Annotated in this window: 17 protein-coding genes; 12 read left to right on the top strand and 5 right to left on the bottom strand. The window is 68.3% G+C overall.

The genetic code is table 11. The features are described 5' to 3' along the window. Nucleotides 1-135 precede the first annotated feature (135 nt). The 4 genes from RS84_RS18695 to RS84_RS12130 are packed head-to-tail and all read left to right on the top strand — an operon-like array spanning nt 136 to nt 4353. The gene (locus RS84_RS18695) at nt 136-2202 is read left to right on the top strand and encodes a sigma-70 family RNA polymerase sigma factor (RefSeq protein ID WP_082062166.1); all 2067 of its coding nucleotides are present in this window, start codon (nt 136-138) and stop codon (nt 2200-2202) included. A 27-nt stretch (nt 2203-2229) separates the two neighbouring features. Next, a complete protein-coding gene (locus RS84_RS12140) occupies nt 2230-2601 on the top strand; it encodes a YrdB family protein (RefSeq protein ID WP_045258010.1) in 372 nt (123 codons plus the stop codon). Then, on the top strand, nt 2598-3962 hold the full coding sequence (locus tag RS84_RS12135) for an FAD-binding oxidoreductase (protein ID WP_045258009.1): 1365 nt from the start codon (nt 2598-2600) through the stop codon (nt 3960-3962). The genes RS84_RS12140 and RS84_RS12135 overlap by 4 nt, the downstream gene beginning before the upstream one ends. Continuing rightward, on the top strand, nt 3955-4353 hold the full coding sequence (locus RS84_RS12130; RefSeq protein ID WP_045258008.1) for an NUDIX hydrolase: 399 nt from the start codon (nt 3955-3957) through the stop codon (nt 4351-4353). The genes RS84_RS12135 and RS84_RS12130 overlap by 8 nt, the downstream gene beginning before the upstream one ends. A gap of 9 nt (nt 4354-4362) precedes the next feature. Here RS84_RS12130 and nagB read toward each other — a convergent pair whose 3' ends face one another. From nagB to RS84_RS12110, 4 genes are all read right to left on the bottom strand, one after another. Beyond that, the gene (gene nagB, locus RS84_RS12125; RefSeq protein WP_045258007.1) at nt 4363-5142 is read right to left on the bottom strand and encodes a glucosamine-6-phosphate deaminase; all 780 of its coding nucleotides are present in this window, start codon (nt 5140-5142) and stop codon (nt 4363-4365) included. Then, a complete protein-coding gene (locus RS84_RS12120) occupies nt 5135-6076 on the bottom strand; it encodes an ROK family protein (RefSeq protein WP_235281484.1) in 942 nt (313 codons plus the stop codon). Before RS84_RS12120 ends, nagB begins: the two co-directional genes overlap by 8 nt. Continuing rightward, nucleotides 6073-7260 carry an ROK family transcriptional regulator gene (locus RS84_RS12115; protein ID WP_045258006.1) on the bottom strand — a complete coding sequence of 396 codons (1188 nt, stop codon included), beginning with the start codon at nt 7258-7260 and terminating at the stop codon, nt 6073-6075. The genes RS84_RS12120 and RS84_RS12115 overlap by 4 nt, the downstream gene beginning before the upstream one ends. A gap of 79 nt (nt 7261-7339) precedes the next feature. Next, a complete protein-coding gene (locus RS84_RS12110; protein WP_045258005.1) occupies nt 7340-10612 on the bottom strand; it encodes a family 20 glycosylhydrolase in 3273 nt (1090 codons plus the stop codon). A 99-nt stretch (nt 10613-10711) separates the two neighbouring features. Between RS84_RS12110 and RS84_RS12105 the strand changes: the two genes are divergently transcribed. Together RS84_RS12105 and RS84_RS12100 are read left to right on the top strand one after the other, a co-directional pair. After that, a complete protein-coding gene (locus tag RS84_RS12105) occupies nt 10712-11116 on the top strand; it encodes a RidA family protein (protein ID WP_045258004.1) in 405 nt (134 codons plus the stop codon). Between the two features lie 103 nt (nt 11117-11219). Then, the gene (locus RS84_RS12100; RefSeq protein WP_235281482.1) at nt 11220-12704 is read left to right on the top strand and encodes a L,D-transpeptidase family protein; all 1485 of its coding nucleotides are present in this window, start codon (nt 11220-11222) and stop codon (nt 12702-12704) included. 171 nt (nt 12705-12875) lie between these two features. Here RS84_RS12100 and RS84_RS12095 read toward each other — a convergent pair whose 3' ends face one another. After that, entirely contained in the window at nt 12876-15095 is a 2220-nt protein-coding gene (locus tag RS84_RS12095) for an NADP-dependent isocitrate dehydrogenase (RefSeq protein ID WP_045258003.1), read from the bottom strand. 164 nt (nt 15096-15259) lie between these two features. Between RS84_RS12095 and RS84_RS12090 the strand changes: the two genes are divergently transcribed. The 6 genes from RS84_RS12090 (at nt 15260) to yicI (ending at nt 22505) form a co-directional block, all read left to right on the top strand. Continuing rightward, nucleotides 15260-15718, top strand: coding sequence for a GNAT family N-acetyltransferase (locus RS84_RS12090; RefSeq protein ID WP_045258002.1), 459 nt, complete (start codon nt 15260-15262; stop codon nt 15716-15718). A gap of 213 nt (nt 15719-15931) precedes the next feature. Further along, entirely contained in the window at nt 15932-16942 is a 1011-nt protein-coding gene (locus tag RS84_RS12085; protein WP_045258001.1) for a LacI family DNA-binding transcriptional regulator, read from the top strand. Between the two features lie 121 nt (nt 16943-17063). Continuing rightward, entirely contained in the window at nt 17064-18371 is a 1308-nt protein-coding gene (locus tag RS84_RS12080) for an ABC transporter substrate-binding protein (protein WP_045258000.1), read from the top strand. Between the two features lie 59 nt (nt 18372-18430). Continuing rightward, entirely contained in the window at nt 18431-19393 is a 963-nt protein-coding gene (locus RS84_RS12075; protein ID WP_052676346.1) for a carbohydrate ABC transporter permease, read from the top strand. Next, nucleotides 19393-20274 (top strand): carbohydrate ABC transporter permease, encoded by an 882-nt coding sequence (locus RS84_RS12070; RefSeq protein WP_082062165.1) that lies wholly within the window; start codon nt 19393-19395, stop codon nt 20272-20274. Before RS84_RS12075 ends, RS84_RS12070 begins: the two co-directional genes overlap by 1 nt. After that, nucleotides 20274-22505, top strand: coding sequence for an alpha-xylosidase (gene yicI, locus RS84_RS12065; RefSeq protein WP_045257999.1), 2232 nt, complete (start codon nt 20274-20276; stop codon nt 22503-22505). Before RS84_RS12070 ends, yicI begins: the two co-directional genes overlap by 1 nt. Nucleotides 22506-22554: the final 49 nt, after the last annotated feature.

The following is a 22554-nucleotide window of genomic DNA, read 5'->3' as shown; positions in this document are numbered from 1 at the left end:
ACGACGGATTTCGATCGGATTGTCCCGAGGGCTGGCCATGCCGAGCGATTGGGGTGAGAATGGAAAGACGCGTGATGAATACGACTCTCACGCGTCTCTTCCTGTGAAGGCGCATCCGCGCTTCACGACAGATGGATGGCTGTGGACGACGAGAACACCCTGCACGACGACACGATCGCCGATGCCGAACTGGTTCTGCGCACCCGATCGGGTGATGCCGAGGCGTTCGGCGAACTCTGGCGACGCCACTACCCGTCCGGCATGTCCGTCGCACGCTCGATCACCTCGTCGATCGATGCCGACGACCTCGTGCAGGAGTCGTACACCCGCATCTACCAGGCGATCATCAAGGGGGGTGGGCCCAACGGCTCGTTCCGCGCCTACCTGTTCACCAGCATCCGCAACACAGCCGCAGCCTGGGGACGCTCGCGCCGCGAGTCGGCCATCGACGAGCTCGACTCCGTCGCCGATCCCGACAGCACCGAGCAGGCGTCCAACGAGGCGCTCGATCGCAGCCTGACGGCCCAGGCGTTCCGCAGCCTTCCCTCCCGGTGGCAGGAGGTGCTCTGGTACACCGAGATCGAGCAGATGAAGCCGAACGAGGTCGCGCCGCTGCTCGGCATGAAGGCCGGCGCCGTGTCGCAGCTCGCCTTCCGTGCACGCGAGGGCCTGCGCGAGGCGTGGATCCAGGCCCATCTGCGCAGCGCTGAGCCGGGCTCCGAGTGCCAGTGGACCATCGAGCACCTCGGCGCGTACTCGCGAGGCAACCTCGGCACGCGCGATCACAAGCGCCTGGAGCAGCACCTCGACGAATGCGCCCGGTGCATGATCGTCGCGGCCGAGGCGAAGGACGTCTCGACGCGTCTCGCTCTCGTGCTGCTGCCGCTCGTGCTCGGCATCGCGGGCTCGGCCGGCTACCTGGCAACGCTGCAAGGCGGCGGCACGCCGATCGTCGCACTCGCAGCGATGCCGTCCAGCGTCATCCAGGGCGGTGTGGTCGCGGGCGGGAGCGTCGCCGGGGGCGTCGCTGCAGGCACCGGGTCAACCGGAGGAACGGGCGGATCGGCAGGCGCCGGCGGCTCGGCGGGGGCTGCAGCCAGCACCGTCGGCGGCGCGCTCACCGGAATGGGCGCCCTGGTCGGCGCGGGAACAGCAGTCCTCGTGGTGGCAGGAGTGGTCGCCGCGGCCACGATCCTTCCGGCTCTCTCCGGAGCAGGACCGGCGATGTCCCTGCCGGATGCGGCAGCCGCAGACTCGTCGTCGTCGATCTCGACCGACATCGCGCCCGATGACTCGATGACGACCGAATCGCCCGTCGTGATCGAGACTCCGCCTGCCGAAGAGCCGACGCCTCCCCCTGCCGACGTGATCGAGCAGCAGCCCGCCGTCGAAGAGGCACCCGTCACGACTGCGCCGACCACACCGCCGGTTCCCCCGGTGGAGCCGACCGATCCCACCGACCCGACTGACCCCACGGACCCGACCGACCCGACCGACCCCACCGACCCGACAGATCCGACCGACCCGACTCCCACCGCGCCCGAGGGCACGCCGACGGTCGGCGCCGCATCGGTCTGGTGGGCTGCAGGGGACATCACGACGCACTACAGCGTGCCTGTCACGGGCACAGCGGGCGTCACGGTCACGACCCTGATCGACGGCTCGACCGGAGGCAACGGCGAGGCCGCGCTGGTGGGGACCGAGGCAGACCCGGCAGTGGGGGCGGGAACCATCGATCTGCGACCGACCCTCGCGCAGATGTGCGCGAATGCGACGGTCGACTTCTTCTACACGGCAGAGGGTCTGCACGGCGAAGCCGTATCCACCACGCTGTGGGATCTCAACGACTACTACCCAGGCGTGATCCCGTGCCTTCTCGTCATCTTCGAGACGTCCGGCAGCACGGATTCCACTCTCCAGCCCGACGCCGCGGCCGCGCCTGTGGCCACGACAGCCGACCCGGCCACGACATCGGACACCGTGGCTCCGGCCCCGGAAGAGACCACGTCTGCGCCCGCTGAGACGACGCCTGCGCCCCCTGCGACCGAGCCCGCACCCGCTGAGACCGCTCCGGCTGATCTGTCGCCGGCCCCCGAGCCCGCCCCGGCGGCGGCGGCCGTGCCCGAAGCCCAGAGCCTTCTCACGACCGTGGCCGACACCGCTCTCACCGGTGTCGACGCCGCGTCGACACCGGCCGGATAGCCTCCGAGCGGCGAATAGACTGGGATCATGTCCCAGGAATCCGCACCCGTGCCCGGCGTCGACCGTCCGAACGTCACCGTTCTCGACGTCATCCGCGCCATCGTCCTGGTGGTGGCGATCGCGACGCTCGCGCTCTGGGGCTTCGCCACCTGGCCGATGCCATGGAACATCGTCCTCGGCATCGGGGCACCGGTCGTCGTGCTGCTCGTCTGGGCGCTGTTCCTCTCTCCCAAGGCCGTCCTGCGCCTGCATCCGTTCCTGCGCGCCGCCGTCGAGCTCCTGATCTACGTGGGCGTCACGATCGCCTGGTGGCTCATGGACCAGCCATTCATCGGTCTGGCGTTCGCCGTTGTCGCCGTCGGCGCTGGAGTCGTCAGCGGGCGTCGCAACCTGTCATGAACGCGATCGAGCAGCTGCGGGAGGCTCTCGGCGACATCGTCGACACCGACCCCGCAGCGCTTCAGGTCGCCCGTGGCGACCGATCCGGTCACACGGCGTCGGGGACTCCGCTCGCCATCGTGCATGCGCTGACCGTCGAACACGTGCAGCAGGTATGCCGCATCGCCACGGAGACCCGCACTCCGATCGTGGTCCGCGGTGCCGGGACAGGTCTCGCCGGGGGCGCGAACGCCGGAACCGGCGAGATCGTGCTGTCCACCGCCCGGATGACGGCGGTGCATGAGATCCGCCCCGACGATCTGCTCGCGGTCGTCGAGCCGGGCATCCTCAACGCCGACCTCAACGACATGCTCGCTCCGCACGGCCTCTGGTGGGCGCCGGATCCCGCGAGCCGCAGCATCTCGACGGTCGGCGGCAACATCGCCACCGGCGCCGGCGGCCTGCTCTGCGCGAAGTACGGCGTCGTACGAGACGCGGTGCTCGGCGTCGACCTCGTCCTCGCCGACGGACGGCTCCTGCATCTCGGCCATCGCAGCGTCAAAGGCGTGACCGGCCTCGACCTCACCTCGTTGGTGATCGGGTCGGAGGGGGTCCTGGGCGTGATCGTCGGTGCGACCCTCAAACTGCGCCGTCTCGTCGAGGGCACGACGTGCACGATCGCGGCGACCTTTCCCGGCGTGCGGACAGCGGCCGCAGCATCCGCCGCGGTCACCGCCGCAGGCATCCAGCCCGCCATCATGGAGCTGATGGACGCGGCGAGCCTCGCCGCCGTCGCGTCGCTGCTCGGTCTTCCCTCTCCTTCGGCCGGCACCGCCCAGCTCACGATCCAGACCGACGGACCTGCGGCCGCCGCCGAAGCGGATGCCGTGGTCGCCGTACTCGCGGCCCACGACGGAGTCGTTCAGGTCTCGCACGATCGCGAGGAGGGCGAGCGGCTGCTGGCGATCCGGCGCTCGATGCACCCCGCGATGGCCGCGCTCGGCACGACCCTGATCGAAGACGTGTCGGTGCCCCGCAGCGCGATGCCCGCCATGTTCGATGAGATCGCGCGAATCGAGCGCGAGTACGCGCTGACGATTCCCACCGTCGCACACGCGGGAGACGGCAACCTTCATCCGAACTTCATCTTCGAGGGTCCCGAGACCCCGCCGCACGTGTGGGCGGCGGCCGACGCGCTGTTCCGTGCAGCCATCGCACTCGGCGGAACCCTCACCGGCGAGCACGGCATCGGCACCCTCAAGAGCCGCTGGCTGGCCGAGGAGCTGGGGGCAGATCAATGGGAGATCCAGCGGCAGGTCGCCCGTGTGTTCGACCCGCTCGGCATCCTGAACCCGGGAAAGGTGTTCGCTGCACATGCCTGACATCCACGTGAGCGCGGCCGTGATCGTCGACGACGAAGGACGGGTTCTCGTCGTCCGAAAGAAGGACACCGTCAGGTTCATGCAGCCGGGCGGAAAACCGGAGGTCGGGGAGACGGCCGCGCAGACGCTGATCCGAGAGCTGCACGAAGAGCTCGGCGTCCTGCTCGACGAAGCAGATCTCGAGCCGCTCGGCACCTTCATCTCGGAGGCGGCGAACGAACCCGGTCATCGCGTCGTCGCTCAGGCGTTCGCGACCTCGATCGTCCCCACCGTGGTGACCGTGCAGGCAGAGCTCGCCGAACTGCGCTGGATCACTCGCGAGGATGCCGTCGACCTTCCGCTCGCTCCGTTGAGCACGGAGCATCTGCTGCCGATCGCCTGGTCCCGCTGAACTGAGGGCTCAGATGCCCTGCCACGACGGCTTGTTGGTGAACGTGTAGCGGTAGTAGTCGGCGAGCTTCAGCTTCGATGCCGCAGCCTCGTCGACGACGACGGTCGCATGCGGGTGCAGCTGGATCGCCGATCCCGGCAGGATCGCCGACAGGGGCCCTTCCACAGCATCTGCCACGGCCTGCGCCTTGCCTTCGCCGAAGGCGAGGAGCACCAGATGCCGCGCCCGCAGGATCGTGCCGAGGCCCTGCGTGATGCAGTGCATGGGCACGTCGTCGATCGAGTCGAAGAAGCGCGCGTTGTCCTCGCGGGTCTGCTCGGTGAGGGTCTTGACACGGGTGATCGAGGCGAACGACGACCCCGGCTCGTTGAAGCCGATGTGGCCGTCGGTGCCGATGCCGAGGATCTGCAGGTCGACTCCCCCGGCCTCGGTGATCGCCGCCTCGTAGTCCTCACCGGCATGCTGGATCGTCGCCTCTGCCCCGTTGGGCACGTGGATGCGCTGCGGGTCGAGTCCCAGCGGCTCGACGACCTCGCGCGTGATCACCGAGCGGTAGCTCTGGGGATGCGCAGGGTCGATTCCCACGTACTCGTCGAGCGCGAATCCGCGCACGCGGGAGACGTCGACTCCGGAGATCCGCGTGCGCAGCGCCTGGTAGACCGGCAACGGGGTCGAGCCTGTGGCGAGCCCCAGAACAGCGTCCGGCCGGCTCTCGATCAGTGCGATGATCTCCTCGGCGACCAGAGCACCGGCGGCATCCTTGTTCTCGACGATGACGACTTCAGCCATGTGACATGATCTCCTTCGATGATTCGGAGGCGCCGACGAGCGCGGCCCCGAAAGCGGCCGCCGGCGAACCGGCGGGAAGCGTCTCGATTCTCTCATCGAGACGCAGCGAGCGCATGAACGCCGACGTCGCGGCGTCCCGCCTGAGGGCCTCGCGGATCCCCGAGTCGAGGCGGTCGCCGAGTGCGGTGAGACCGCCCCCGATGACGACGCGTTCGACATCGGCCGACAGCACGAGCGCGCGCGTCGCAGCAGCAGCACCCCGGAAGAGGTCGGCGCGCAGCGCCACGGCATCCGCGTCGCCGCTTTCCGCAGCGTCGAGGATGTCACGCACCGGCAGCGAACCGGGGCGACCCCAGGCTCTGGCGAGGGCTCCCCCGCCGCAGAGGGTCTCGATGCACCCGACCTGACCGCAGCCGCAGACACGACCGTTCGGATCGACGGAGAGATGCCCGATCTCCCCGGCCGTTCCGTGCGACCCGCGCCAGATGCGTCCGTCGACGACGATGCCCGCAGCGACGCCGGTACCGAGATTCAGATAGGCCATCGATCCTGTGATGCCGCGCAGGACCGCAGCGCCGAGCGCTGCCGCCTTGACGTCGTTCTCGACACGGAACGCGATTCCGAGCTGCGCGCGGCCGAGATCGGCGAGATCGAGCGACTCCACCCCGAGATTCACGGCGTGGATCACCCGTCCGGCATCGGCGTCCACGAGTCCGGGGATGCCGACTCCGACGGAGCCCACATCATCGATCTCGAACTCGGCTTCGTGAGCCAGAGCGCGCACGGCGGCGACGATGTTCGCGACGACCTCTCGCTCTCCCCAGCCGCTCTCGCGACGCAGACGGCCGACGATCTCGTCGGCACCGTCGATCGCGACGGCGTCGATCTTGGTGCCGCCGACGTCGAGGCCGACGCGGATGCGCCGACCGGTCACGAGACGCCGAGCTGACTTGAGAGGACCATGACCGCAGCGCCGCGGAGCACGATGTCGTCCTGACGCGTGAGACGGATCTGCACGTCTTCGAAGACCCCTTCCAGGGTGCGCGCGTGCAGCGTGGTGACCGCCGAGTCGATGAGGACGCCGTCGAGCAGTTCGGCCGGCCCCGAGAGCACCACTTCCGAGAGGTCGAGCGCAGCGACGATCGGCGCGATCCCCACCGCCATGCGCGTCCCTGCGTCGCGGAGGATCTCATCGCGCGACTCCGGCGCGGCGTCGATCGCAGCGGTCAGCCTGCTGACGCTCAGCCAGGCCTCGAGGCATCCTTCCTTGCCGCACGCACAGCGCGGGCCGCCATCGGTGCCGACCACGACATGGCCGATCTCACCGGCCGCGAAGCGGCTGCCGACCAGCGGCTGGCTGCCGGTGATCAGGCCCGCTCCGACGCCTCGTCCGATCTTGATGAGCATGAAGTCGGCCTTCGCCTCGCCGAAGGTGTACTCGGCGAGCACCGCCGCGTTCGCGTCGTTGCGCACCAGTACCGGAAGATCCAGGTCGACGCCGAGCTTCGCCTCGAGCGGCAGTCCGGACCATCCCAGGTTCGGCGAGCTCAGCACATAGCCGTCCGGACGCACGACGCCCGGGGTTCCGATGCCGACGCCGAGCACGGGCTGCGTCGCGGCGCCCACGAGAGCGCGCGCCAGCTCGAGCGTCGCCGCGTACGCGGCGTCTCCGTCTGCGGAGTCCGGCCGGGGTACTTCGCGCCTTTCCAGCACATCTCCGTCGAGGCTCAGCACTGCTCCGACGAACGCACGGGGTCCCGACAGGTCGATGCCGACGATCTGGTGGCCGACGCGGTCTATGTCGATGAGGATCGGCGGCTTGCCCGGTCCGACGGTCTCACGCACGCCCATCTCGACCACGATGCCGTCGGCGATGAACTCGGCGACGAGATCGGAGATCGTGACGCGGGTCAAGCCCGTCTCCCGCGAAAGGTCGGCGCGGCTCATCGCCCCCGAGTGGTAGAGGGTTTGCAGCACGAGCGCCCGGTTGTGGCCGCGGGCGTGCTCCGGGAGCACCTTGGCGCGGGACCGCAGATGGCGCCCGGGCCCGAAGGCGTGCGTGTTCGCACCGACGTAGTCGCTCGACGTTGCGGGACGCGTTTCATCCGATACGGACATGTTTGTTAGTAGACCTTACGAACAAAAGTTTCGCAACCCTCCTCGCGGGCGGCGAGCTCAGGGTTACCGAAACGTTATCTTAACGGGCGGCACCGGTGGCGGCATCCGCTCGCCGGACGAGGTGCTCGACGAGTCCGGCCACGATCTCCTCGCGCTGCTCGACTGTGAGGGGTTTGCCGGGGACGCCGGGGCGACGCTGATGCGGAGCAGGTCCGTCGAGAGGACGATAGCGCACACCTGACCGGTCCAGCCGTCGCAGGTGGGTAGGCAGTCGACACAGCAGGTCGGCCACATCGGCCGGTTCTCCCCCATCCCAGAGCCGCTCGGCGATCGCGCAGATCCGGGGGAACATCGCGAAGTCCACCCGGTCGCGCGTCGGCAGATGCTCGGTCCAGACGTTCGCCTGGCCACCCAGAGCTCCGGGCTCGACGCGCAGCGAGTACGCGCGCTCGAGTGTGAGCGGCGGCCCCACCCTGATGGGCTCCTCTTCCGAGTCGGACTGGGGGTAGTCCAGGTAGGCCTCGAGATCCGGGCAGGCGATCACCGGGATGCCGCGCCGCAGCGCCTCGCTCATGGCCACAGGTCCCCTCCACGCCAGGATCTCGACGCCGTCGGGCACCTCGCCTTCGAGCACCTCGTCCCACGCGAGAGCCGTGCGTCCGTGGCTGCGCACGCGTTCGACGAATCTGCTGGTGAACCACGGCTGCACGTCGCGGGGCGACCGAAGGCCGAGTTCGCGCATGCGCTCAGCGGCAGCCTCGCTCTCGGCCCACTCGGTCACGGGCACCTCATCGCCGCCGATCCCGATCCACGGCGAATCGAAGATCGCGACCAGCGCGTCGATCGCCGCGAAGCCGAAGTCGAGTGCCGCCTGGGTCGGCGCCAGAGTGCGCGGGTTGACCCCGAAACGCTCCCACGGCTCTTCCGCCTCATCGCTCACGTCGACGTTTCCCAGCTCGGGGTATGCGGCGAGCGCCGCCTGGACATGCCCGGGCAGCTCGACTTCGGGAACGATCGTGACGAAGCGGTCGCGCGCATAGGCGATCAGATCGCGCAGCTCGTCAGCCGTGTAGCAGCCCTCGTGCACGCCGGGCTCGACGGTCGCGAGCGGGCCGTGGCCGAGTTGCGTGGCGGACCGGCGAGACCCGACCTCCCTCAGCCGCGGATAGCCGGGAACATCGAACCGCCACCCCTGGTCGTCGGAGAGGTGCAGATGCAGCACGTTCAGCTGATGGTCCGCGAGCAGGTCGATGAGCCGTCGCAGCTCCGCCACCGGACGGAAGTGACGGGCGACGTCGAGCATCGCGCCTCGCCATGCGTACGCGGGAGCCCCGGCCCAGGTGCCTGCGGGGATGCGCGGCGTCTCCGCACCCGGCTCCCGCAGCTGGGTGAGAGCCACCGCCCCGCGGAACACTCCTGCAGCTCCCCCTCCTCTGAGCTCGACGCCATCCGCCGAGACCGTGACCCGGAACGCCTCCTCACCCACGCGACCTCTTGCCTCCGCCTCGGCGGCGAGCATCTCGTCGATCGCGAGATGGATCGCCGGCAGCGCCGCCGCTGCCAGGCCGTCGACCGGCCCGTCGGACCTCAGCCGGCAGGACGCCTGGCGCAGTCCGTCGACGTAGTCCGCCCCGACGACCGGAGTCTCGCGACGCCAGACGAACGGCTCCGCGCGGGAGTCGATCTCGCTCGGCACATGCGGGATCATGGCGCGGTGCGCAGGCGGCGGCTTGCGCAGCGCTGCGCCGGGCTCGGCTCCGGTGACGGTCCCGCCCGTGACCACGGGCACCCCTGCGACCAGAACCTCCACGATGCCCGTGGGCGGCTCGAACGGCGACTCGAACGTCGCGCCCGCGGCGACCGTCTCGGGATCGAACAGCACGAGGTCGGCCGTCGCCCCCTCCGCGATGACTCCGCGGGGCGCGTCGCCGCGATCGAGTCCCAGACGCGCGGCCGGATTGGCCGACAGATGGCGCACCATCTCCTCCAGGGACAGGACGCCGAGATCCCGCGAGTAGTGTCCGAGGTAGCGCGCGAAGGCGCCTCTCCCTCTCGGGTGCGGGCGGGCGCCGACGAGGATGCCGTCGCTGCCTCCGCTGTGGCGAGGATGCGTCATGATGGCGCGGACGTTGTCCTCGTCGCCGATGTGCATCAGGATGCCGGTCGCCCCCGAGTCCGCCACGATCGTGTCGAGTACGACATCGACTGCGCGCCTGCCGGTGTCGTCCGCGATCTCGGCGATCGTCCGGCCGACCAGACTCTCGAGCTCCGGATTCGAGACTCCGGAGACCTGAATCGCACTCCAATCGGCTCGCTCGCCGTGAAAGCCGTCGCAGCCGCGATCCTCGAGCTCGACACGCAGAGACTCCCGCCCATCGGCGTCGAGGGCGGTGATCGCTCCGAGCAGGTCTCCCGTCGCTGCGAGCCGGCTCGGCAGGAGAGCTGCGAGTGTCGTGGCGCCGGGAAGATACGGATAGGTGTCGAGGGAGACATCGACGCCTGCCGCGATCGCCTCGTCGATCAGCGCCAGCAGCTCCGCGGCGCGGCCGCGGTTGGGTGCGAAATTCATGGTCGCGTGCGTGAGATGCACCGGGCATCCCGTTCGGCGTCCGATCTCGATCGCCTCGCGATAGGCGTCGAGGGCTGCGCCCCCGTAGCTGCGCGTATGCGGAGCCCAGTATCCGCCGCGCTCCGCCACGACCCTGCAGAGAGCTTCGAGCTCGGCCGTGTCGGCGTACATACCGGGCGTGTAGGTGAGACCGCTCGACATCCCGAAGGCTCCGGCATCGAGTGCTGTGCCGAGCATCTCGCACATCGCGTCGAGTTCGGCGGGCGTCGCCGCGCGGTTCTCATGGCCGACGGCGATCATCCGCAGATTCCCCTGCGGCACCAGCACGGCCGCGTTCGCGACGGTCACCGCTCCCAGCGCTGCGAGTAGGTCGTCCATGCTGCGCCACGGGGCCTCGGACGGCATGCCGTTCCAGCCCGCGATCTGGGCGGGGATCACGGATGCCGACACGTCGTCGAGCGGGGCATAGCCGAGGCCGTCCTGACCGAGCACCTCGGTCGTGACGCCCTGCAGGATCTTCGCGTCATGAGACGCCCCCGTGAGGACGGCGAGCTCGCTGTGAGCGTGCATGTCGATGAAGCCCGGAGCCAGCGCGAGCCCGACAGCGTCGATCTCCTCCGCAGCAGCCGGAAGCTCGAGTGTGGTCGGATCTCCCGGCCGGATGACGGCGACGACACGCGCGCCCTCGACCGCCACGTCGGCCGTGAATCGGTCGGCACCGGTGCCGTCGAGCACTGTGGCCCCGCGGTAGACGCGGACCCGCTTCTCCGAGCTCAGCAGCACGGACGGGCCCTGGAGGGTTCGAACACGTCGGCGGTATCCATGATCTGCGCAGCATCCGCAATTAGTACAGGCACCTAACAACGCTACTAGGCTGGCGACATGACTGTGAAGACCCGCGTTTCCACCGATGCCGCCCCTGCTCCCGCCCACACGTTCTCGCAGGGCGTCCGCAAGGGTCCGTTCGTGCAGGTGTCCGGTCAGGGCCCCGTGGACCCCGTCACCGGCGAGTACCTGCATCCGGGTGACGTCGCCGCGCAGACCACCCGCACGCTCGAGAACGTCAAGGCGATCGTCGAAGCATCCGGAGCCACCTTCGACGACGTCGTGATGCTGCGCGTCTACCTCACCGCGCGCGAGGACTTCGCGATCATGAACGACGCGTACGGCGCCTTCGTGACCGCGCACACCCCCAGCGGCATCCTGCCCTCTCGCACGACCGTGTTCACGGGCCTGCCCCGCGAGGAGATGCTCGTCGAGATCGACGGGATCGCCATCGTCGACTGAGCCGCGACACCACGCAGGGCGCGCGTCACTCCGTTGCCTCCTCGTTACCTGCGATCGCGTACCATTGATATACCAACACGTTGATCGCCGGGGGGTGAAGTTCGTGACTGATCTGATTTCTGCGCCGGACGCAGCGACCGAGAAGATCGCCGAAGCATCGGCTTCTGCAGACGCGTCCGCGACTGCTGTGCTCACGAACGATGCCACGGCGCTGCCACCAGCCGACGGCGACCAGCCCTTGGCGTGGGCTCCCATCGAGCCCGCCCCCAAGAAGAAGCGGCTGGGCCTGTGGATCGGTCTCGGGCTCGGGGTCCTGGCGCTCGGCGCGGGCGCGGCCTCGATGGTCCTGATCGCACCGGGCACCACGGTCGCGGGGATCTCGGTCGGGTGGATGACCCCTGGCGCGGCGGCGGATGCTCTCAGCAACCACCTCGCCGACACCCGGGTCACTCTCACGGGAGCCGGCGACGACGTCGTGCTCACCGGAGCAGACCTCGGCGCCTCCATCGACGCGCGCGCTCTGGCCGACGATGCGTTCGCCGTCCACCCGATGTGGAACGTCACGTCGTGGGGAGCCGCAGTGCCTGGTGACATCGCGCTCGACCCGGTGAAGGCCGAAGAGGCACTGCGCGACGCCGTGCCCACAAGCTTCCAAGACCCGGTCGACGCCGCCGTCTCCTTCGACGCGGCGACCGGCACGTTCGTCGTCACCCCCTCGGAGACCGGAACCGCGATCAGCGTCTCCGAGCTCACCGACGCGATCGCCGCAGCCCTCGCCGACGGCGGCAACAGCCTCGAGTTCTCCGGTGAGCCGACGACGGCCATCGCATCCGTGTCCGACGACGACGCCACGACCGTCGCGACCTCGCTGAACACGATGCTGGGCAGCATCGGCTTCTACATCGGCGACGAGCGCACGGTTCCCGTCGACGCGGCCACCGCCGCCAGCTGGCTCACCGTGGTCGACACCGACGGCGAGCTCGGAATCGTCGCCGACCAGGCAGCGATCCAGGCCACCGTCGACACGCTGCCCGCACTGGTCGATCGAGCACCGGTGAACGCCGCCAACGTCGTCAACTCCTCGGGCAAGGTCCTGCGCGCCGAGACCGAAGGCGTCAACGGGCGCGCCATCGGCGACACCTCGAACATCGCCGAGGAATTCGCCGCTCAGCTCGAGAGCGGCGACGGCATCTACGACATCACGGTCACGGAGACGCCGTTCACCTCGGTCAATCTGGTCCGCACCGCCGATGTGAACCTCAGCACCCAGACCGCGAGCTTCTACGAGAACGGCCAGCTGGTCAACTCGTGGAAGATCTCGTCCGGGGCCCCGGGTCACGACACGAAGACCGGCAACTTCACGATCCGCGCCCACGTGCGCATCCAGGACATGAAGGGCGCCGACTACGTCACCAAGGATGTCCCGTGGGTGACGTACTTCAACGGCGACCAGGCGTTCCACGGAACGTACTGGCACAGTAATTTCGGCCACGTCATGAGCCACGGCTGCGTGAACATGCCGATCTCGGCCGCGAAGTGGGTCTACGACTGGGCGCCAGACGGCGTCGAGGTGTCGGTCCACTACTGATCCTCAACGACAGAGGCGCCCGCCGGCTTACGCCGCCGGGCGCCTCTGTCGTTTCGCGGATTCACGCACCGTCGGGCCCCCCGAGCCGTTCGCGTCCCAGGTGCGCTCACGCTGCACCCCCGCCAACGCGAAAGGACCGGATGCCTGAGCATCCGGTCCTTTCGATTCAGGTCAGGCGAGCGCGTCGATGATCCCGTTCAACGTGGCCGAGGGCCGCATCACAGCCGTGACGAGGGCGTCGTCCGGACGGTAGTAGCCGCCGATCTCCACCTTGTGTCCCTGCACCGAGTTGAGCTCGGAGACGATCTTCTCCTCGTTCTCGGCGAGAGTCGCGGCCACCGGTGCGAAGGCCGCGGCGAGGTCTGCATCCTTCGTCTGCTTCGCCAGCTCCTGCGCCCAGTACAGGCCCAGGTAGAAGTGGCTGCCGCGGTTGTCGATCGTGCCGAGCGCGCGGCCCGGCGAGCGGTCCTCTTCGAGGAACGTGCCGGTCGCGGCGTCGAGGGTCTCGGCGAGCACCCTGGCCTTCTCGTTGCCCGTGCGGTCGGCGAAGTGCTCGAGGGATGCCGCGAGGGCGAAGAACTCGCCCAGCGAGTCCCAGCGCAGGTAGTTCTCCTCGACGAGCTGCTGCACGTGCTTCGGCGCGGAGCCGCCCGCGCCGGTCTCGAACAGACCGCCGCCCGCGAGGAGCGGGACGATCGAGAGCATCTTCGCCGAAGTGCCGACCTCGAGGATCGGGAACAGGTCGGTCAGGTAGTCGCGCAGCACGTTGCCGGTCACCGAGATGGTGTCGAGACCGTGACGCATGCGCGCGAGCGTGTAGCGAGTGGCCTCCTCGGGAGCGAGGATCGTGATCGTGAGGCCCTTGGTGTCCAGCGTCGCGAGGCCCTGGTGCACCTTGGCGATGATCTGCGCATCGTGCGAGCGATTCGCGTCGAGCCAGAACACTGCCGGAGCGCCGGTGGCGCGAGCACGCCCGACCGCGAGCTTGACCCAGTCCATGACCGGGATGTGCTTGGTCTGCGTCGCGCGCCAGATGTCACCCTTGCCGACCTCGTGCTCGATGAGCACTGTGCCCTCGCTGTCGAGCACCTGCACGACGCCGTCGGCTGCGATCTCGAACGTCTTGTCGTGGCTGCCGTACTCTTCGGCGGCCTGTGCCATGAGGCCCACGTTCGGCACGGTGCCGATCGTGGCAGGGTCGAGCGGGCCGTTCGCGATCACATCGTCGATCACGGCCTGGTAGACGCCTGCGTAGGACGAGTCGGGGATGACGGCCAGGGTGTCGGCCTCCTCGCCCTGCTTGCCCCAGAGCTTGCCGCCGTTGCGTACAAGCGCGGGCATCGATGCGTCGACGATCACGTCGCTCGGCACGTGCAGGTTCGTGATGCCCTTGTCGGAGTTCACGTAGGACAGACGAGGCCCTTCGGCGATGGCCTTGTCGAAGGCCGCGGCGATCTCGGCGCCGCCGGTGACGTTCGCGAGGCCCGCGAGGATCGAGCCGAGGCCGTCGTTCGCGCTGAGGCCGGCTTCAGCGAGCTGCGTGCCGTACTGGTCGAACACATCCTTGAAGAAGGCCTTCACGACGTGACCGAAGATGATCGGGTCGCTCACCTTCATCATGGTCGCCTTGAGGTGCACCGAATACAGCACGTCCTCGGACTTGGCGGTCTCGAGGGTCTCGGCGAGGAAGGCGTCGAGAGCGGATGCCGACAGGAATGTCGCGTCGATGATCTCGCGCGGCAGAACCTTCAGCCCCTCCTTGAGAACCGTGACCGTGCCGTCTGCCGCCGTGTGGCGGAAGCTCAGCACGTCGTCGTGGGCCGCGACCCAGGAGCGCTCGTTGCTCTTGAAGTCGTCGTGACCGAGGGTCGCGACACGGGTCTTGGAGCCCTCGGCGAACGCCTTGTTGCGGTGCGGGTGCTTACGGGCGTAGTTCTTCACCGCGAGCGGTGCGCGACGGTCGCTGTTGCCCTCGCGCAGCACGGGGTTCACGGCAGAACCCTTGATGCGGTCGTAGCGCGCACGGACGTCCTTCTCCTCGAGCGTGCTGGGCTCGTCGGGGAAGTCCGGGATGTCGTACCCCGCTGCCTGCAGCTCGGCGATCGCGCCCTTCAGCTGCGGGATGGATGCCGAGATGTTCGGCAGCTTGATGATGTTCGCCTCGGGCAGGGTCGCGAGACCGCCGAGCTCGGCGAGCGCGTCGCCGACCTGCTGCTCCGGCGTGAGCTTCTGCGGGAATGCGGCGAGGATGCGGCCGGCGAGCGAGATGTCGCGCGTCTCCACCTCGATGCCCGCCTGGCCGGTGTATGCCTGGATGATCGGGAGGAATGAGGCGGTGGCAAGTGCCGGAGCCTCGTCGGTGTAGGTGTAGATGATGGCGTCGTCGGTCACCGGGAGGTTCTCCGTTCGCGGGGTGATTTGTCTCGATACCAAGATACCTGAGCGGCTCGACGCCCGCTGGGCGAGCCCGCCCCCTATCGCGCCCGCCACATGCGGCGGCGCGAATTATGTCGCCGCTGCGTGTGCAGGCGCCTGCGAGGGGTTAGCCTGGGATCATGTCCGAACTGCGCTTGGTCGAACTCTCCGCCGCGACGATCGTCGCCGTGAACAACCTGTCGCTCAAGCCCGGACAGGAGCAGTTCCTCGCACCCGTCTCCTACGGCATCGCGGCCACGGTCGTGAACCCGAAGACCTCGTGGCAGCGCGTCATCCTCGATCGCAACGAGGTGGTCGGATTCGTCAGCGCGAACTTCGACCCCGAGGCTCCGGAGGAGCACTTCCGCTCCGTGCTGTGGCGCATCAACGTCGACGCCGACGACCAGGGTCGCGGCGTCGGACGCTTCGCGGTCGAGGCTCTCGTCGCCGAGGCACGCGAGCGCGGCGTCGACCACGTCAACGTCATCTACGAAGGCGGCGACGAAGGTCCGGAGAACTTCTTCCGTCGCGTCGGGTTCACCCCCGTCGGCGAGACCGCGTACGGCGAGGTCATCGCCGAGATCCGAGTCTCCTCCTAGACCGGCGGCGGGGTCTCGAATCCCCTCCCCCATCGAGACCTCGTCGCCCCCTTTTCGCGCGCCCTTCGCCGGCGCTCTCGAGCCCCACCCCGCGAGATTTGTTGGCTTCAACCACAAAAAGCTTGCGCGCGGTGGTGCCGCCGCCCTATCATCGCTGAGGAAGCGTTAGCGAAGCGCTTCGACGATCACCAGACGAGCGACGACGGAGTCACGATGACGACGATCCACGAAGTGGCGCAGGCCGCGGGCGTGTCGATCAGCACCGTGTCTTACGCACTCAGCGGCAAGCGCCCGATCTCCGAGAAGACCCGCCGCCGCATCGAAGAGGCCGCGCTGACCCTCGGGTACCAGCCCGACGCCGGAGCTCGGATGCTGGCGGGCCGCCGCACACATATCTTCGCCCTCACCGAGCCGCTGCGCGCAGACACGCATGCGCCGACCCACATGGCTTTCGTCCTCGCCACCGCCGTCGCTGCTCGCCGGCGCGGCTACGACATCCTCCTGCTCACCGACGAGCAGACCTCCGAGGGCATGAACAGGGTCACCGCAAGCAACCTCGTCGACGCCATCCTCGTACTCGACGTCGCCCCCGACGATGAGCGCGCCGCGATCGCGCGCTCGATACGCACCCCGACGATCTTCATCGGGATCCCCGACGATGCGCACGGGCTCACCTGCGTCGACCTCGACTTCGACGCGGCAGGGCGCATCGCGGTCGACCGTCTCGCCGATGCCGGACACGAGCGCCTCACGCTGCTCGGCCAGACCGAGGTCGCGTATCGCAAGTCGAACTTCCCCCGTCGTCTCCTGCACGGCGTCGAGGACCGAGCCCTCGAACGCGGAGTCTCGATCGACTGGGTCACCACTGGCGCCTCGGCCACCGATGCCGTCGCAGTCAGGGAGGCCGCGGCATCCGCTCTCGACCATGGTCACCGCGCGTTCATCGTGCACTCCGTCGACGATGTGCACGAAGCGCTCCTCTCGGTCTTCGCCGACCGGGGACTGCGGGTGGGCCGCGATGTGTCCGTCGTCTCGGCGGCCGCGTCATTCGACACCTCGACGCTCTCCGTACCGGTCGACACGATCCCGCTGATCCCGCAGCAGTCGTGCGAACTCGCCGTCGAGCTCGCCGTCCGGCGACTCGAGGACGGAGAGTCGACGACCGGCATCCACCTCCTGCCACCCGAATACCGCTCCGCGGGCTCGATCGCTCCCCCGGGGTAGCCGCCCGCCACGCCTGCTTCGTCGCCCGTTATCGAAACGCTTCGACGATATCGACCAACTGAAAACCCGAACCACAACGCAGTGTCCGGCCTCAAGGGCCACCGAGAAAGGAGTGCCGACGATGGCACGCAACACCCGCAGGATGAAGACGCTCGCCGCGCTGGCCGCGCTCACCGCGACAGGGCTCGCCCTGGCCGGCTGCACGCCCGGCGGCTCCGACGAGGGCGGCGACGGCCAGACCCTCAAGCTCTGGCACTACGAGAGCGAAGACAGCGCGATGGGCAAGGCCTGGGCCGAGGCCATCAAGATCTTCGAAGAGGAGACCGGCGCCAAGGTCGAGTTCGAGGAGAAATCCTTCGAGCAGATCCAGAAGACCGCGAGCCAGGTGCTCGACACGGATGCCGCTCCCGACCTCATGGAATTCAACAAGGGCAACGCGACGGCGGGCTTCCTCGCCTCGACCGGCCTGATCAGCGACATCTCCGACGCCGTCGACGAGTACGGATGGGCCGACAAGCTCGCCCCCTCGCTCCAGACGACTGCCAAGTACTCCGAAGACGGCGTGATGGGCGGCGACGCCTGGTACGGCGTCCCGAACTACGGCGAGTTCGTCGGCGTCTACTACAACAAGGACGCGTTCGCGGCGGCGGGGCTGGCGATCCCCACCACCTACGACGAGTTCGTCGACGTCCTCGACGCGTTCGTGGCCAAGGGCATCACGCCGCTGGCCGAGGCCGGCGCCGAGTACCCGCTCGGCCAGCTCTGGTACCAGCTCGCCCTGATGAAGGGCGACCGCGGCTTCGTCGACGACTACCAGCTGTACAAGGATCCCGTCGACTGGCAGGGCCCCGAGATCACCGCGGCCTCCGAAACCCTCAAGGAGTACGTCGACAAGGGCTACATCGCCTCCGACGTCTCGTCGATCAAGGCCGAGGATGCGGGAGTCTCGTTCATCAACGGCTCCTCGCCCATCTTCGTCTCCGGTTCATGGTGGTACGGCCGCTTCGTGAACGAGGCCACCGGCTTCGACTGGACCATGACCGCGTTCCCCGGCGCCGACCTCTCGCTCGGCTCCTCCGGCAACCTGTGGGTCGTGCCCGAGAACGCCGCGAACAAGGAACTCGCCTACAAGTTCATCGACATCACGATGCGCCCCGAGATCCAGGCCATCATCGGCAACAACGGCGGCCTCCCTGTCGCGGCCGACCCGGCCGACATCACCGATCCCAAGAGCTCCGAGCTGATCGAGACGTTCAACGGCATCCTCGACCAGGACGGCCTGTCGTTCTACCCCGACTGGCCCGCACCGGGCTTCTACGACGTGATCGTGCAGGAGCTGCAGGGTCTCATCACCGGCAGCCAGGACGTCGAGACCACGGACGAGAACCTCGGCAAGGCCTACGACGAGGGAACCGCGGACTTCCGCTGACCCGCCCACCGGGGCGGCATCCGCACGGATGCCGCCCCTCCCCCTCCTGGAGCGTGAAAATGTCAACCGCAACACGATCGGGCCGCACCGCGCTGCCGCCCGAACAGCCGCTCATCCCGCAGCGCCGAGGCGGAACCGGAGCCTACTGGTTCTACCTCCTCCCCGGTTTCGCCCTGCTGCTGATCGTCGTGATCGTCCCCCTCATCTGGAACGCGTACCTCACGTTCACCAAGTGGAAGGGCGTGCGCACCCCTGAGTTCATCGGCCTGGAGAACTGGCAGAAGCTGTTCACCGACGAGGACTTCTGGACGTCGTTCCAGAACTCCGTGTGGATGATCATCGCCATGGTCGTCGTGCCCACCATCGTGGGCCTCATCGTCGCCGCTCTCCTCTTCGATGTGATCGGCCGCAAATTCGGGGGCAAGGTCGGCAGCTTCCTGCGCGCCACCTATTACCTCCCGCAGATCCTCCCGATCGCCGTCGCCGGCATCGTGATCGGCTGGATCGTGCGGCCCGGCAAGGACGGCGCGCTCAACCAGATCCTCAGCTGGTTCGGGATGCCGGCCTACGACTGGCTGGGCCAGATGCCCTCCGCTCTCGTCGTGCTGATGGTCGTCATGGTGTGGGTGCAGCTCGGCTACCCGGTCGTGGTGTTCATGGCCGCTCTGCAGCGCGTCGACCCCGAGCTCTACGAGGCGGCCGAGCTCGACGGCGCCAACTGGTTCCAGCGCTTCTCGGCGATCACGATGAGCATCATCCGCCCGGAGATCTTCGTGGTCACCCTCACCTGCACGATCGCCGCCCTCAAGGTGTTCGGCCCGGTCTACATCATCACCCGCGGCGGCCCCGCAGGTTCCACCCTGGTTCCCGCGTTCTACGCGTACCAGGAGTTCTTCACCAAGCGGAACGTCGGCTACGGCGCCACCATCGCCACCGTGCTCACGATCGTCGTGGTCATCGTGTCGATCGTGTTCATCCGCGTGCAGAACTCGATCGAACGCAAGGAAAGGGCTGGTCTGTGATGAGCGCCACCACTCTGATCGTCACCGGCAAGGCGGCGAAGGCCCGCGGCGGCATGACCAAGAAGCGCGGCATCGACTGGCTCATGCTCGCCCTCGTCGTGATCGGCGCCGTGCTGGTCATCGCGCCCTTCTATCTCGTGATCGTGAACTCGTTCAAGTCGCCGACCGACTATGCGACCTCCGGCCCGCTCGCTCTGCCCCACGAGCTCGACTTCACCGGCATCGTCAAGTTCTGGGAGCGGGTGAACTTCCCGCAGAAGGTGTGGAACTCGATCCTCATCTCCGGTGCGGTCGCGGTGCTCGCCGTGGGCATCTCGATGCTCAACGCCTTCGCGATCGGCATCGGGCGCGTGCGCGGGCGCACCTGGATCGTGCTGCTGTTCCTGCTCGCGAACCTGCTGCCGCAGGAGGCGCTGCTGTACCCGCTGTACTACATGTTCAAGTCGGTGGGTCTGTACGACAACGTGCTCTCGGTGATCATCATCTTCACCGTGATCCAGGCCGCGTTCGGCACGTACCTGCTCTCGAGCGTGTACGGCACCTTCCCCAAGGAGGTGCTCGAGGCTGCGTCCCTCGACGGGGCGAGCCGCTGGCAGATCCTCTGGCGGGTCGTCTTCCCGATCAGCCGCCCGACCCTGTCGGTGCTGCTCATCTTCTTCTTCATCTGGACGTGGAACGAGTTCCTCATCCCCCTGACGTTCCTCGCGTCGAACGACAACCAGACCGTGCCCGTCGCCATCAGCGTGCTGCAGGGCGACCGTCTGATGGACGTCACGACGACGAGCGCGTCGGCTCTGCTGGGCATCATCCCGACGCTCATCTTCTTCCTCATCTTCCAGCGCACCCTCACGCGCGGCATCACCGCAGGAGCAGTCAAGTAATGAAGTTCACCGATGGTTTCTGGCAGCTCCGCCCCGGAGTCGACGCCCTGTACGCGCAAGAGGCGTACGACATCGACCGCACGACGACGCAGGACGGGGACGGCCTGGTCATCACCGCCCCGACCAAGGTGATCGCGTCGCGCGGAGACACTCTCAACCGGGCGGTGCTGACGACGACGCTCTCCTCCCCCGCCGAGGGCGTGATCCGCGTGCGCATCGCGCACCACGAGGGGCGCGCGTGGCACGGCGGCTTCGATCTGCCCGGTGCCGGATCGGGCGCGGCATCCGTCTCACTGTCGGATGCGGGCGGGACTCTGGATGCCGGCTCGCTCGTCGCCCAGATCGCACCGGGTGCACCGTGGAACCTGTCGTTCGAGGTCGGCGGGCGGCGTGTGACCGGCAGCGGGCCGCGCTCTCAGGGCTACGTGCGCCTCGCATCCGACGCAGCGGTCGACGCGGGCATCGTGGGCAACACGCAGTACGACGCCGGCATCCCCGCCGCCTCCACCTATGTGCACGAGCAGCTCGAGCTGGCCGTCGGCGAGCTCGTCTACGGCCTCGGCGAGCGGTTCGGCCCTCTGGTGAAGAACGGCCAGACCGTCGAGATCTGGAACGCCGACGGCGGCACCTCGAGCGAGCAGGCATACAAGAGCGTGCCTTTCCACGTGTCGAGCCGCGGCTACGGCGTCCTCGTGAACGACCCGGGGCACGTGTCGTACGAGATCGGCTCGGAGGCCGTGGAACGCGTGCAGTTCTCGGTCACGGGTGAAGTCCTCGAGTACTTCGTGATCGCCGGCCCCTCGCCGAAGGACGTGCTGCGCCGCTACACCGCACTCACGGGACGCCCGCCTGTGGTGCCGGCCTGGTCGTACGGCCTGTGGCTGTCGACGAGCTTCACGACCGACTACGACGAGCAGACCGTGAACTCGTTCATCGACGAGATGGCCGCCCGCGAGCTGCCGGTGTCTGTGTTCCACTTCGACTGCTTCTGGATGCGCGAGTTCAACTGGAGCGACTTCGAGTGGGATTCGCGCGTCTTCCCCGATCCCGACGGCATGCTCGCCCGCCTGCACGACAAGGATCTGCGCGTGTGCGTGTGGATCAATCCGTACATCGCACAGCGCTCGGCGCTGTTCCGTGAGGGGGCCGACCTCGGCTATCTCGTGACGCGCCCCGACGGCTCTGTGTGGCAGTGGGACCAGTGGCAGTCCGGCATGGGCCTGGTCGACTTCACCAACCCCGACGCCACGGCGTGGTACCAGTCGAAGCTTCGCGCGCTGGTGGATCAGGGCGTCGACTGCTTCAAGACCGACTTCGGCGAGCGCATCCCCACCGACGTCGAGTGGGCCGACGGCAGCGACCCCGAGCGCATGCACAACCTCTACACGCAGCTGTACAACCGGGCCGTCCACGAGGTTCTCGTGGACGCGAGGGGCGAGGGTGAGGCCGTGCTGTTCGCGCGGTCGGCGACGGCCGGCGGTCAGAGCATGCCCGTGCACTGGGGCGGCGACTCGACATCGACATACGTCTCGATGGCCGAGACGCTGCGCGGGGGGCTCTCGCTCGCGCTGAGCGGCTTCGCCTTCTGGAGTCACGACATCGGCGGATTCGAGGGCACACCGGATGCCGGGGTGTACAAGCGCTGGACGGCATTCGGGCTCCTCAGCTCGCACTCGCGCTTCCACGGATCGAGCTCGTATCGGGTGCCGTGGGCATTCGACGAGGAAGCCGTGGAGGTGACCCGTCGCTTCACCCACCTGAAGATGCGGCTGATGCCGTACCTGTACCAGCAGGGGCTGGACGCGGTCGAGACGGGCATTCCCCTGATGCGGCCGATGGTCCTGGAGTTCCCCGAAGACCCGGCGGTCGGCTACCTCGATCGGCAGTACATGCTGGGTTCCTCGCTGCTCGTCGCCCCGGTCTTCAGCGCCGATGGCGAGGTGGAGTTCTACCTGCCCGCGGGCGAATGGACGTCGCTGATCAGTGGCGAGACCGTGACGGGTGGCGTCTGGCGACGGGAGACGCACGGCTTCGACTCGCTGCCCCTCTACGTACGGCCCGGCACGGTTCTGCCCTGGGGCGCGCAGACCGACCGACCCGACTACGACTACCACGAGGGGCTCACGCTGCGGGTGTTTCCCGGTGGCAGCGGCGACGCATCCGTCGTCGTCACGTCGCCCGACGGCGTCGCGCAGACGTACACGGCTGATCTCGCCGCGACGACGGAGTGACCTCGAACTGCTGCAGCCGATTCCCACTTCTGCGGCCGTCGCCCCGCGT

Origin of the sequence: Microbacterium hydrocarbonoxydans (genome assembly GCF_000956475.1) — a bacterium.
Classification (GTDB): Bacteria; Actinomycetota; Actinomycetes; order Actinomycetales; family Microbacteriaceae; genus Microbacterium; species Microbacterium hydrocarbonoxydans_A.
This window is presented reverse-complemented; position numbering and strand designations above follow the sequence as displayed.

What these genes read in the sequence shown, in the direction of transcription:
- RS84_RS12075 (WP_052676346.1), top strand. Translation starts at nt 18,431, where the DNA reads ATGTCAACCGCAACACGATCGGGCCGCACCGCGCTGCCGCCCGAACAG.
- RS84_RS12070 (WP_082062165.1), top strand. Translation starts at nt 19,393, where the DNA reads ATGAGCGCCACCACTCTGATCGTCACCGGCAAGGCGGCGAAGGCCCGC.
- RS84_RS12105 (WP_045258004.1), top strand. Translation starts at nt 10,712, where the DNA reads ATGACTGTGAAGACCCGCGTTTCCACCGATGCCGCCCCTGCTCCCGCC.
- RS84_RS12090 (WP_045258002.1), top strand. Translation starts at nt 15,260, where the DNA reads ATGTCCGAACTGCGCTTGGTCGAACTCTCCGCCGCGACGATCGTCGCC.
- RS84_RS12130 (WP_045258008.1), top strand. Translation starts at nt 3,955, where the DNA reads ATGCCTGACATCCACGTGAGCGCGGCCGTGATCGTCGACGACGAAGGA.
- RS84_RS12140 (WP_045258010.1), top strand. Translation starts at nt 2,230, where the DNA reads ATGTCCCAGGAATCCGCACCCGTGCCCGGCGTCGACCGTCCGAACGTC.
- RS84_RS12115 (WP_045258006.1), bottom strand. Translation starts at nt 7,260, where the DNA reads ATGTCCGTATCGGATGAAACGCGTCCCGCAACGTCGAGCGACTACGTC.
- RS84_RS12080 (WP_045258000.1), top strand. Translation starts at nt 17,064, where the DNA reads ATGGCACGCAACACCCGCAGGATGAAGACGCTCGCCGCGCTGGCCGCG.
- RS84_RS18695 (WP_082062166.1), top strand. Translation starts at nt 136, where the DNA reads ATGGCTGTGGACGACGAGAACACCCTGCACGACGACACGATCGCCGAT.
- nagB (WP_045258007.1), bottom strand. Translation starts at nt 5,142, where the DNA reads ATGGCTGAAGTCGTCATCGTCGAGAACAAGGATGCCGCCGGTGCTCTG.
- RS84_RS12135 (WP_045258009.1), top strand. Translation starts at nt 2,598, where the DNA reads ATGAACGCGATCGAGCAGCTGCGGGAGGCTCTCGGCGACATCGTCGAC.
- RS84_RS12085 (WP_045258001.1), top strand. Translation starts at nt 15,932, where the DNA reads ATGACGACGATCCACGAAGTGGCGCAGGCCGCGGGCGTGTCGATCAGC.
- yicI (WP_045257999.1), top strand. Translation starts at nt 20,274, where the DNA reads ATGAAGTTCACCGATGGTTTCTGGCAGCTCCGCCCCGGAGTCGACGCC.